This is a genomic window from Variovorax sp. YR266, from assembly GCF_900107295.1.
Classification (GTDB): Bacteria; Pseudomonadota; Gammaproteobacteria; order Burkholderiales; family Burkholderiaceae_C; genus Variovorax.
The window spans coordinates 303,460-315,754 of record NZ_FNPM01000004.1 but is presented as its reverse complement, the minus strand read 5'-3'; the positions used below and the strand labels follow the sequence as shown (position 1 = coordinate 315,754).

The 12,295-nt window shown below is 66.4% G+C and carries 8 protein-coding genes; 4 read left to right on the top strand and 4 right to left on the bottom strand.

What is annotated here, in order from left to right; all coding sequences use genetic code 11:
* Positions 1-16 precede the first annotated feature (16 nt).
* Both uvrA and BLW48_RS13335 read right to left on the bottom strand, forming a co-directional pair.
* Positions 17-3,133, bottom strand: a complete 3,117-nt coding sequence (gene uvrA / locus BLW48_RS13340; protein ID WP_093175350.1) for an excinuclease ABC subunit UvrA — start codon at positions 3,131-3,133, stop codon at positions 17-19.
* A gap of 18 nt (positions 3,134-3,151) precedes the next feature.
* Positions 3,152-4,540, bottom strand: coding sequence for a chloride channel protein (locus BLW48_RS13335; protein ID WP_256330771.1), 1,389 nt, complete (start codon positions 4,538-4,540; stop codon positions 3,152-3,154).
* Between the two features lie 108 nt (positions 4,541-4,648).
* Here BLW48_RS13335 and ssb point away from each other — a divergent pair, with 108 nt between their 5' ends.
* Positions 4,649-5,212, top strand: a complete 564-nt coding sequence (ssb, locus tag BLW48_RS13330; protein WP_093175347.1) for a single-stranded DNA-binding protein — start codon at positions 4,649-4,651, stop codon at positions 5,210-5,212.
* A 74-nt stretch (positions 5,213-5,286) separates the two neighbouring features.
* Here ssb and BLW48_RS13325 read toward each other — a convergent pair whose 3' ends face one another.
* Positions 5,287-6,057 (bottom strand): FadR/GntR family transcriptional regulator, encoded by a 771-nt coding sequence (locus BLW48_RS13325; protein WP_093175345.1) that lies wholly within the window; start codon positions 6,055-6,057, stop codon positions 5,287-5,289.
* Positions 6,058-6,283: 226 nt separating this feature from the next.
* On the opposite strand from BLW48_RS13325, the gene BLW48_RS13320 reads away from it, so the two are divergent.
* From BLW48_RS13320 to BLW48_RS13310, 3 genes are read left to right on the top strand one after another with little or no spacing between them, the layout of a single operon-like run.
* Positions 6,284-7,783, top strand: a complete 1,500-nt coding sequence (locus BLW48_RS13320; protein ID WP_093175342.1) for an NCS1 family nucleobase:cation symporter-1 — start codon at positions 6,284-6,286, stop codon at positions 7,781-7,783.
* Between the two features lie 2 nt (positions 7,784-7,785).
* Positions 7,786-9,240: a dihydropyrimidinase gene (hydA, locus tag BLW48_RS13315; RefSeq protein WP_093175340.1), complete on the top strand. Its 1,455-nt coding sequence runs from the start codon at positions 7,786-7,788 to the stop codon at positions 9,238-9,240.
* A 7-nt stretch (positions 9,241-9,247) separates the two neighbouring features.
* Complete coding sequence (locus BLW48_RS13310; RefSeq protein ID WP_256330770.1) at positions 9,248-10,714, top strand: aminotransferase-like domain-containing protein; 1,467 nt, start codon at positions 9,248-9,250, stop codon at positions 10,712-10,714.
* Between the two features lie 8 nt (positions 10,715-10,722).
* Here BLW48_RS13310 and BLW48_RS13305 read toward each other — a convergent pair whose 3' ends face one another.
* Positions 10,723-12,288, bottom strand: coding sequence for an acetolactate synthase large subunit (locus BLW48_RS13305; protein ID WP_093175338.1), 1,566 nt, complete (start codon positions 12,286-12,288; stop codon positions 10,723-10,725).
* Positions 12,289-12,295: the final 7 nt, after the last annotated feature.

The window sequence follows — 12,295 nt, the reverse complement described above, 5'->3', positions numbered from 1 at the left end:
CGATGACGAGAAGCGGCTACAGCAGCCGCTTCAGATACCGCCCCGTGTGGCTCGCCTCGTTCGCCGCGATGTCTTCCGGCGTGCCTTCGCCCACCACCATGCCGCCGCCGGCGCCGCCTTCAGGGCCCATGTCGATCAGCCAGTCGGCCGTCTTGATGACGTCGAGGTTGTGCTCGATCACGACGATGGTGTTGCCCGCGTCGCGCAGCTGGTGCAGCACCTTCAGCAGCAGCTCGATGTCTGCGAAGTGCAGGCCGGTGGTCGGCTCGTCGAGGATGTAGAGCGTGCGGCCGGTGTCGCGCTTGCTGAGCTCCAGCGCCAGCTTCACGCGCTGCGCCTCGCCGCCCGACAGCGTGGTGGCCGACTGGCCGAGCTTGATGTAGCTCAGGCCCACGTCGAGCAGCGTGCGCAGCTTGCGCTCGATGGTCGGCACGGCCTTCAGGAACTCGTGCGCGGTCTCGACCGTCATCTCGAGGATCTGCGCGATGTTCTTGCCCTTGTAGAGCACTTCGAGCGTCTCGCGGTTGTAGCGCTGGCCGTGGCAGACCTCGCAGGGCACGTACACGTCAGGCAGGAAGTGCATCTCGACCTTCACCACGCCGTCGCCCTGGCAGGCCTCGCAGCGCCCGCCCGCCACGTTGAAGCTGAAGCGGCCCGGGCCGTAGCCGCGCTCGCGCGCGGTGTTGGTCTCGGCCATCAGCTCGCGGATGGGCGTGAACAGGCCCGTGTAGGTGGCCGGGTTGCTGCGCGGCGTGCGGCCGATGGGGCTCTGGTCGACGTTGATGACCTTGTCGAAATACTCGATGCCCTCGACCGATTCGTGCGCAGCCGGTTCTTCGTGCGCGCGGTACAGCGTGCGCGCAACGGCGGTGTAGAGCGTGTCGTTCACCAGCGTCGACTTGCCCGAGCCCGAGACGCCCGTCACGCAGGTCAGCAGGCCGACCGGGAAGGCGACGCTCACGTTCTTCAGGTTGTTGCCGGTGGCGCCGACGACGCGAATTTCCTGCAGGTCGGTCTGCGTGGCCAGGTGAGCAGCCTCGCGTGCGGCGCGGCGTTCGGCCGCGGGGCTCGGCGGAAAGCGCGAGGCCTTCTTGCCTTCGTTGAATGCAGGCTTGCTCACCACGGGCAGCCATGCGGTGCGGTGCTTCGGCACTTCGATCTTGCGCGTGCCCGACAGGTACTGGCCGGTGAGCGAGTCGGGGTTGGATGAAACCTCGGCATACGTGCCCTGCGCCATCACGCGCCCGCCGTGCACGCCCGCGCCGGGGCCCATGTCGATCACGTGGTCGGCGGCGTGGATCATGTCCTCGTCGTGCTCGACCACGATCACGCTGTTGCCGATGTCGCGCAGATGCTTCAGCGTGCCGATGAGCCGGTCGTTGTCGCGCTGGTGCAGGCCGATGCTGGGCTCGTCGAGCACGTACATCACGCCTGTGAGGCCCGAGCCGATCTGCGACGCGAGCCGGATGCGCTGCGCCTCGCCGCCCGAGAGCGTCTCGGCGCTGCGGTCCAGGCTCAGGTAGTTCAGGCCCACGTCGTTCAGGAATTTCAGGCGCAGGCCGATCTCGCGCACCACCTTGTCGGCGATGTCGGCCTTGGCGCCGCGCAGCGTGAGCGTGTGGAACCAGGCGAGCGAATCGCGCAGCGTGAGGCGGCTGAGCTCGAAGATCGCCATGCGCGGCGGTTCGCCGCTGTCGGCCGGGCGGTTCGATTCGTCGACGAGGAACACGTTGCGCGCCTCGGGCCGCAGCCGCGAGCCACCGCAGTCGGGGCAGGGCTGCAGATTGCGAAAGCGCGCGAGGTCTTCGCGCACCATCACCGAATCGGTCTCGCGGTAGCGCCGCGCCATGTTCGGGATGATCCCCTCGAAGGGATGCTTCTTCGTGAGCTTCTTGCCCGCGAAGTTGCCCGATTCCATGGTGTAGTTGAACTTGATCTCCTCGGCGGCAGAGCCGTGCAGCAGCACCTGCTGCACCGAGGCCGGCAATGACTCGAAGGGCACGTCGACGTCGAACTTGTAGTGCTTCGCGACGCTCTCGATCATGCTGAAGTAGTAGCCGTTGCGGCGGTCCCAGCCCTTGATGGCGCCGCTGGCCAGCGACAGCGAAGGAAAGGCCACCACGCGCGCCGGATCGAACACCTCGCGGTGGCCGAGGCCGTCGCAGCTGGGGCAGGCGCCCACGGGCGAGTTGAACGAGAAGAGGCGCGGCTCCAGCTCCGACAGCGAGTAGTGGCAGATCGGGCAGGCGAACTTGGCGTTGAACAGGTGCTCTTTATCAGCCGCACCCTCGGCGCCCAGCTCGAGCGCAATGGCACGGCCTTCGGCCAGGCGCAGCGCGGCCTCGAAGCTCTCGGCCAGCCGCTGCTGCATATCGGCGCGCGCGCGCAGGCGATCGATGACCACGTCGATGTCGTGCTTCTCGGTCTTCTTGAGCTTGGGCAGGTCGTTGTATTCGTAGGTCTGCCCGTCCACGCGAAAGCGCACGTAGCCGGCCGCCTGCATCTCGGCGAAGAGTTCGAGGAACTCGCCCTTCTTCTCACGCGCCACGGGCGCCAGGATCATCAGGCGCGGCTCGCCGGGCAATGCCAGCGTGGCATCGACCATCTGCGAGACCGTCTGCGCTTGCAATGGCAGGTGGTGGTCGGGGCAGTAGGGCGTGCCGGCGCGGGCGTACAGCAGGCGCAGGTAGTCGTGGATCTCGGTCACCGTGCCCACGGTGGAGCGCGGGTTGTGGCTGGTGGCCTTCTGCTCGATGCTGATGGCGGGCGACAGGCCCTCGATCACGTCGACGTCGGGCTTGTCCATGAGCTGCAGGAACTGCCGCGCATAGGCCGACAGGCTCTCGACGTAGCGCCGCTGCCCTTCGGCATACAGCGTGTCGAAGGCCAGGCTCGACTTGCCCGAGCCCGACAGGCCGGTGATCACCACCAGCTTGTTGCGCGGGATGTCGAGATCGACGTTCTTCAGGTTGTGGGTGCGCGCGCCGCGGATGCTGATGCGCTGCTGTGCGAGCACTGCGCCGAGGTAGGTGGCGCGTTCGCGTTCCGCATCGCGTGCGCTTTCGGCGTCGGCTGCGGTGTCTTCAGTGGATATTGAATTCAAGGGGGCGATCGTCCGAGGGCAACCGGACATGATAGACCGCCGCGCATTTCATGGCGAGTGGCCGGGCTCTGCAGGCCTGGGCGGATGCACCGGCCCGGTGCTGCCCCCGCTGCCCGTGCTGCCCGTACTGCTTATGGCCCGGCCGACCATGTGCTCGGCCAGCGTGTCGTAGAGCGGGCGGCTGATCATCCGCGAGACCAGGCTGGCCAGCATGGCCGCGGCCATCAGGCTCAGCACCATCGAGTGGCCGTCGACCATCTCCATCACGATGATGAAGGCGGTGAGCGGCGCCTGCGTCACCGCCGCCAGGAAGCCGGCCATGCCCATGGCGATGAGCGCCGGCCCCTGGTCGCTGCTGGCCAGCCGGGCCACCGCGTCGCCGATGCCCGCGCCGATCGACAGCGACGGCGCGAAGATGCCGCCCGGCACGCCGCACCAGGCCGTGAGCCAGGTGGCGATGAACTTGAGCACGGTGTAGAGCGGCGTGAGCTCGTCGTGGCCCTGCAGCATCTGCTTGACCGCCTCGGAGCCCGCGCCGAAGGTGACGCCGCCCGTCGCCAGCCCGATGACGGCCACGGCCAGCCCGCCGCAGGCCGCGAACCGCACCGGAAAGCGCGCCCGCCAGCGGTTGAAGCGCCCCGCCGCGCCCGTGAGCGAGGCGATCAGCAGCCGCGCGAACAGCCCGCCGGCCGCGCCGCTCAGCAGGGTGACCAGCAGGCCGGGCCCGAGCACGTCCCAGCCCAGCCGGGGTACACGGATCACGCCGAAGTAGCTGGTATTGCCGAAGGCCGACACCGCCACCAGGCCCGCCAGCACGATGGCCGTGATGATCAGGCCGCTGGAGCGTGCCTCGAGCCGGCCCGACAGCTCCTCGATGGCGAAGACCACGCCCGCCAGCGGCGCATTGAAGGCTGCCGCGATGCCCGCTGCACCGCCGGCAACCAGCAGCGCCCGCCCATCGATGGTGGTGTTGGGCGAGAGCCAGCGGCGCGCATGCTGCATGACCCCCGCCGCCACCTGGACCGAAGGCCCCTCTCGCCCGATCGAAAGGCCGGCCGCGAAGCCTGCCGCGCCCAGCCCGATCTTGGCGACCGTGAGCCGCAGCGAGGCAAAAACGAAGCGCCGCTCTTCGGGCAGGGCCGGATTCAGGGCCGCCTTGATCTGCGGAATGCCCGAACCGCCCGCGCCGGGGAAGAAGCGCAATGTGAACCAGACGATGCCGGCCGTGAGCAGCGGTGTTGTCAGCAGCACCGCCCAGGGCCAGGCGGCGTAGAAGCGGTGGAATTCGCCAAAGACCCAGTCGCTGGCCAGCGTGAAGCCCACCACGAACAGCCCGGCCGCGATGGCGTAGCCCAGCACGATCGCCCGGTCGAGCCAGACGCGGCCGTTCGACAGCTCGGCGCGCAGATGCTCGAAAAAGTCTGGTTCGCGGTTCATCGGAGAGGCCCATTCTGGCACCTGGCGGGAGTGCGGCCGATCGCCTTGGGGCACAATCGAGGGTTCTTCTCAACCTCCTCCTTCATCTACTTATCAGGGGCAGTGCATATGGCATCGGTCAATAAAGTCATCGTCGTCGGCAATCTGGGGCGCGACCCCGAAATGCGTACCTTCCCGAGCGGCGACCAGGTCGCGAACGTAACAGTGGCCACCACCGATCGCTGGAAAGACAAGCAAAGCGGCGAAATGCGCGAAGCCACCGAGTGGCATCGCATCGTCTTCAACGGCCGCCTGGCCGAAATCGCCGGCCAGTACCTGCGCAAGGGCTCGCAGGTGTATGTCGAAGGAAGCCTGCGCACGCGCAAGTGGACCGACAAGGACGGCATCGAAAAGTACACCACCGAGATCCGCGCCGACCAGATGCAGATGCTCGGTAGCCGTCAGGGCCAGGGCGGCCCGTCGGGCGGTCCCGAGGACGACGGCGGCTACTCGCAGGGTGGCGGCGGTGGTTATTCGCAAGGCGGCAATGGCGGTGGTGGTGGCGGCGGCGGCGGCGGTTACGCCCCGCGCGCGCCGGCAGCCGCTCCGCGCGCTGCGGCGCCGGCTCCGCGCCAGGCACCGGCCAAGTCTTCGTCGGGCTTCGACGACATGGACGACGACATTCCGTTCTGATCCGGACCTTCGCAGGTTCACAAGCAAGAGCCGCTTCCCGAAAGGGAGCGGCTCTTTCTATTTGGGCAGGCCAGTCACGCGTGGCGCCGACCCGCGGGCATCAGCAACTGCTGCACGCCGACGTGCACTTCCATTTCGTGCATGTGCGTTTCGGCATCGACCATGTGCTCGGTCATCAGGCGGTGCACGGCGTCGGCATCCTCATCGCGGAAGGCCTGCAGCAGCCTGGTGTGAAAGCCCAGGTTGGCTTCGCCGAAGTGGCGGTGCTCCCACGCATTCTTGTAGACCATGAGGTCGCGCAGCAGGTCGTTGAGAAAGCGGCACATGAAGGCGAGCAGGGCGTTGGGACACTTGTCCGCCAGCAGGTTGTGAAACTCCAGCTCGGCGACGCGTTGTGCACGCAACTCGATGTCGTTGCGAGGCTCCTGCTCGCACAGGCGGATGGTCTGCTCGAGCAGGTCCAGTTGCTTCGCGTCGAGCCGGCCGACGACGCTGACCGCGAGTTCGGGCTCCAGGATCTTGCGCAGCTGGTAGATGTGATGCCCGTCCAGGTGGTGGAAGTGCAGGAAGTTTCTCAGCGGCTCTGATGCGTGATCCAGCGAGACCTGCTGGAGATAGGCGCCGCCGGCCGGGCCTGTGCGCGTCTTGATCAGGCCGCGCACTTCCAGTGCCTTCAATCCCTCCCGCATGGTGCTTTTCGAGACGCCGAAAAGCTCGACGAGCTCTTTCTCGTTCGGTAGCCGGTCGCCCGGCTGCTTGCGCTCCGTAACGATCCAGCGTTTCACGTCTTCGACGACGAGGTCCGAGAGCTTGGGGCGTTTTCTTGCGCGTTGACCAATGGGCATGCCCTGTTCCTTGGGGAGCTCCCGAGCGGAGCTGATCGCCCATGATAAATCGATGCAATTGAATGCAATTGAGTCAAAAACATGCGCAATAGGCCGGTGATCGGGCTTGTTCGGGCATCGAACTTGCTATGTAATGCTCCTATTTATATGTTTTATACGGATAAATAGTAGGCATATCGAAGAAGCTCAATTCCCAGCCCCACGTGACTCTCTCAAAGGAAAAATCATGAAATCAAGCGAACCTTTGCAAGCCCACTCGAGACTCTGGAACGACGACCTGGCGCCCACGCGGCCCGAGCAGCGCACCTGGCGCTGGTATCACTTCGCCGCGCTCTGGGTGGGCATGGTGATGTGCATTCCCGCCTACACCCTGGCCGCCGGTTTGATCGAGTCCGGCATGTCCTGGTCCGAGGCCGTCGGCACGGTCTTCCTGGGAAACTTCATCGTGCTGATCCCGATGCTGCTGATCGGGCATGCGGGCGTGAAGTACGGCATTCCCTACGCGGTGCTCGCGCGTGCCTCGTTCGGCACCCGGGGCGCCCGCATACCGGCGCTGCTGCGCGCGCTCGTGGCATGCGGCTGGTACGGTATCCAGACCTGGTTCGGCGGGATGATGATCTACACGCTGGTCGGCGTGCTGATCGGCCATCCGCTCGAAGGCGAGAAGATCGCCTGGCTGGGCATCAACTTCTTCCAGCTGGCGAGCTTCCTTGTCTTCTGGGCGCTCCAGTTCTATTTCGTCATTCACGGCATCGAATCGATCCGCAAGCTCGAGACGTACACGGCGCCGCTGAAGATCCTCATCTGCTTCGTGCTGCTGGCGTGGGCGCTCAACCGCGCCGGAGGCCTGGGCCCGATCCTGCAGCAGCCCTCGCAATTCGTCGAAGGCGGCAAGAAGGCGGGTCAGTTCGCAGCGGTCTTCTGGCCGTCGCTGACGGCCATGGTGGGCTTCTGGGCCACCCTTGCGCTGAACATTCCCGACTTCACGCGCTTCGCGAAATCGCAGCGCGACCAGATCGTCGGGCAGGCGGTCGGGTTGCCCGTTCCCATGGGGCTGCTCGCGGCCCTTGCGGTGGTCGTCACCTCCGCCACGGTCGTGATCTACGGCAAGGCGATCTGGGACCCGGTCGACCTGGCCAGCCGCATGACGGGCGCGGCCGTGCTCATCGCGCTGATCGTGCTGCTGGTCGATACCGTCAGCGTCAACCTGGCGGCCAACCTGGTGGGCCCGGCCTACGATTTCTCGGCGTTGAATCCGCGGGCCATCTCGTACCGCACGGGGGGCTACATCACGGCCGGTATCGCGGTCGCGATGATGCCGTGGAAGCTGCTCGAATCCACGCAGGGCTACATCTTCACGTGGCTGATCGGCTACTCCGCGCTGCTCGGGCCGATCGCCGGCATCCTGATTGCCGACTACTACATCGTCCGCCGCACGCAGCTGCAAGTGAACGACCTGTACAGCGATCATGGCGAGTACCGGTACAGGAACGGGTGGAACCTTGCTGCAATCGCAGCGTTCATCGCCGGTGTCCTGCCCAATCTCCCCGGGTTCCTCAATGCGGCGCTGCCGAGCGTCTTTCCGACCGTGCCCGAAGTCTTCAAGACGATCTACACCTACGCATGGTTCGCGGGCATCGCCATCTCGACCGTCGTGTACGTTGCGTCGATGCGGCTGCAGAAGCAGACGACGGTGCCGCAACAGACCAGGCCTTCGGAGGCTTGAGCATGACGAACGCGCTCTTGATCCGAGGCGGGATCGTCGTCAACGCCGACCGGGAGTTCACAGCCGACGTGCTGTGCGTCGAAGGGCAGATTGCCGCCATCGGCGCCGATGCCGCACGCCAGGCGCCGGCCGGCGCAGTGCAGCTGGACGCTTCCGGGCAGTACGTGCTGCCCGGCGGCATCGACCCTCACACGCACATGCAGCTGCCGTTCATGGGCACGGTCACGATGGACGATTTCTTCACCGGCACGGCCGCGGGCCTGGCCGGCGGGACCACGACCATCCTCGACTTCGTGATCCCCAACGCGCAGCAGTCCCTGATGGAAGCCTATGGCACCTGGAGGGAATGGGCGCGCAAGTCCGCCGCGGACTACGGCTTCCACGTCGCCATCACCTGGTGGGACGAGAGCGTGCACCGCGACATGGGCACCCTGGTGAATGAAGAAGGCGTGAGCAGCTTCAAGCACTTCATGGCCTACAAGAACGCCATCATGTGCGACGACGAGATCCTGGTGAAGAGCTTTCGCCGCGCACTCGAACTCGGTGCCATGCCCACGGTGCATGCCGAGAACGGCGAGCTTGTCTACTTTCTCCAGCAGGAGCTGGCCCGCAAGGGCGTAACCGGACCCGAGGGCCACCCGCGGTCGCGCCCGCCCGCGGTCGAGGCCGAGGCGGCCCAGCGGGCCATTGCCATCGCCGACGTGCTGGGCGTTCCCCTGTACGTCGTGCACGTGTCCTGCATGGAGGCCGCCGACGCAATTGCGCGCGCCCGCGCGGCCGGGCAACGGGTCTACGGCGAAGTCCTTGCAGGCCACCTGGTGGTCGAGGAGAGCGTCTATCGCGCGCCAGACTTTGCCAGCGCTGCCGCACACGTGATGAGCCCGCCATTCCGCTCGAAGGCGCACCAGGAGTTTCTGTGGCGCGGCCTCCAGTCGGGCAGCCTGCAGACCACCGCGACCGATCACTGCACCTTCTGCGCGACCCAGAAGGCCGCCGGAAAGGACGACTTCGCCAAGATACCGAACGGCTGCGGCGGCATCGAGGAACGCATGGCCGTGATCTGGGATGCCGGCGTCAACTCCGGTCGGCTGACGCCCAGCGAATTCGTCGCCGTCACATCGACCAATGCGGCCAGGCTCTTCAACCTGTATCCCCGCAAGGGCCTGATCGCCCAGGGGGCCGATGCCGACCTCGTGCTGTGGGACCCGCAGGCCTCCAAGACCCTTTCGGCGGCAACGCAGCACTCCAGGGGCGACTTCAACATCTTCGAAGGACGCACCGTGCGCGGCATTCCGACGCACACGGTCAGCCAGGGGCGCGTGGTGTATGCCAACGGTGACCTGCGCGCAGAGCGGGGCGCGGGCCGCTATCTGCCGCGCCCTGCATTTGGTGCCAATTTCCAGGCGCTCGACAAACGTGCAAAGCAGCAGTTCGCTCCAATGGCGGCGAAGCCTTGAGCAGGCTGTGCTCGAACCCCGGCGCTGCGCGCAAGCCATGGCCGGTGGGGACGCAGTGGAGCTGAGCGACCATGGGTTGAAGCTCTCCATCGATCGCCGCAAAGGCCGCGCAAGCTCGCTGGTCAGCCAGCTTGTGGACGGCATTGCCGAGGCGATCGGGCAGCGCAGGATTCTGTCCGGCGAGAAGCTGCCATCCGTGCGGCAGATGGCAATGCATCTGCAGCTCAGCACCTTCACCATTGCACAGGCGTACCAGCGGCTGGTGTCGCTCGGCATGATCGCGTCGCGCCCCGGCGCCGGATTCATCGTGGCGAGCCAGGTCACGATGGAGCCTGCACCGCAGCTGCGCGTGCCACCGTCCGGCCCCAACGATGCGTGGCTCCTGTCGGAGGTGTTCTCCGACCAGACGGCGTCCATCAAGGCCGGCTGCGGGTGGCTTCCATCGGGCTGGCTCGACGGCATCGAATTCGGCCGGGCCCTGCGATCGCTGAGCCGCACCATGAAGAGCCAGGTCGGCGGGTACGGCCAGCCCTTCGGCGATGCCAGCCTGCGGTCGCGCGTGGCCTTCGAGCTGGCGCGCTTCGGCGTGCCTGCCGACATCAACTCGGTGCTGATCACGCAGGGCGCCACGCAGGCCATCGACCTCGTCATCCGCTTTCTCCTCAAGCCAGGCGACGTCGTCGTGGTCGAGGACCCCTGCTATTGCAACCTGCTCGAACGGCTGAAGCTGGCGCGCGTGCAACTGCTGTTCGTGCCTCGCACGCCGGCCGGCCTGGACACCGACGTGCTGGAGGCCCTGGTGCAGAAGCACAAGCCCAAGGCCCTCTTCGTGAGCTCCGCGCTGCACAACCCCACGGGCACGTCGATCACCTTGCCGATGGCCTACAAGGTGCTCCAGATTGCGCAGCGCACGCAGATGCTCATCGTCGAGAACGACGTGAGCCGGGGGCTCGCTCCGCCCGACGCACCGATGCTGGCCGCCATGGCGGGCCTCGGGCCGGTCATCCACATCGGCGGATTCTCAAAGACCATTTCGCCGCTGCTGCGCGTGGGCTTCATCGCGGCCGATGCGGCCACCCTCGAAGCGCTGGTGCACCTGAAGATGGTCACGGGGCTCACTTCTTCCGCGGTCACGGAAAAGGCCGTTCACCAGATTCTTGTCGACAGCGCCTATCGCCAGCATCTCGAACGGCTGCGCCATCGCCTGGCGGATGTGCACACGCAGATCGAGCGAAAGCTCTGCGCTGCCGGCGTGGAACTGTTCCATCGCCCGCGCGGAGGCCTTTTTCTCTGGGGGCGCCTGCCGATCGATCCTGCCGAGGCCAGGGAAGTGACGGCACGCGCACTCAGGCAGGGCATCTGGCTCGCCCCGGGCATGTACTTCAGCGCATCGGACACCGCCAGCGCCTGGTTCCGTTTCAACGTGGCCTATTGCGACACGGACAGGTTCTGGCAGTTCCTGTCCGCGCTATGAGCGCGTTCTCATGAGAGGACCGCCTCGATCAGAAAAGGCCCCTTGCGCTTCAGCGCGCCGACGAAGACCTTGATGAACTCTTCCGCCGTGGAAGCACGCGCGGCTTCCACGCCCATGCCTTTTGCCAGCGAGACCCAATCGAGAATGGGATCGGTGAGGTCGAAGCTGCCGCGCGTCTGGTGTTCGGGGGGCTTCACGCCCATGCGCCGCATCTCGTCGATCAGCAGCGCGTACTTCCTGTTGGCCAGAACGATCGTGATCGCATCGAGGTTCTCGTGCGCCTGCGTCCACAGCCCCTGCAGCGTGTACATGCCGCTGCCGTCGGCTTGAAGCGTGATCACCTTTCTGTCGGGGCAGGCGATGGCAGCGCCCGTTGCGAGCGGAATCCCGATGCCGATCGAGCCGCCGGTAATCTGCAGCCAGTCGTGCGGTGCCGCGTCGTACGACTTGGCAAAAAGCTGCGTCACGGAAGACAGGGCCTCGTCGCAGACGATGGCGTTGTCCGGCAGCAGCCGGGCAATCAGCTCCGCGAGCGCTTCGTTCGTGAGTGGGCCTAGTGGAAGATGTGGCTGGTCGCGGCGTCTTGCGGGCGGGGGCTCGTCCAGGGCCAACCGGGCCGAAGCGAAGTATTCCGCGAGACCTTCGATGGCCGCAGCAACATCGCCCCCCGGTTCGCACAGCTCGATCACTTCGCAATCGTCGCGAAGCAGGCGGCTCGGCATGCCCGGATGCGCAAAGAATGCCACCGGCCGCTCGGCGCCGATCATGACGATCGCATCGAACTGCCCCAGCTGGGCCACGGCCAGGTCCGTCGCGTAGGCCACGCGCGGCACGGCGGGCCTTCCTGCCCCGCGTGCCATGCGCGCATTCGCAAAGGGGGCCAGCAGGCTGGCGCCGGTCTTGCTCGCGATCTCGGAAGCGAGCGCAAGGGTTTCCTGCCGCAGTGCGCGGCCACCGAGAAACAACGCCGTCTTCCGGTTGCTGCGCAGCAGGGCCACTGCCCGCTGTTCCTTCTCGCGATCGGGAGGCGGCGGTGAGTCTGCGAATCTTGTGAGACTCGGTGGCTGCACCGGGTCGGCATCGCCCCAGGTGACTTCCGCGGGCACGACCAGCGTGGCGACACCGGGCAGCGACCTGGCTGCCCGGCACGCGTCGGAAACGCTCGAGGCAATGTCATGCACGGAGCCGATGCGTCCGTACCAGTTCGACATCGGCCTGGCGAGGCTTTCGATGTCGGAGGTCAGCGGAGCGTTGAAGGGCAGGTGGTGCGTCGCATGGTCGCCGACGATGTTGACGATGGGAGTCCTGGCGCGCCTGGCGTTGTGAAGGTTCGCCAGCCCGTTGCCCAGGCCCGGGCCCAGGTGCAGCAGGGTCGCGGCGGGCTTGTCGGTCATGCGCCCATAGCCGTCGGCCGCGCCCGTGACCACGCCTTCGAAAAGGCCCAGCACGCAGCGCAGGTCCGCCCGGCGCTCCATGCCGGCCACGAGGTGGAGCTCGGAGGTTCCCGGGTTGGCAAAACACACCTCGACGCCCGAGGCGATCAAGGTTTCGCAAATGACATCGGAACCGTTCAATTCGTTC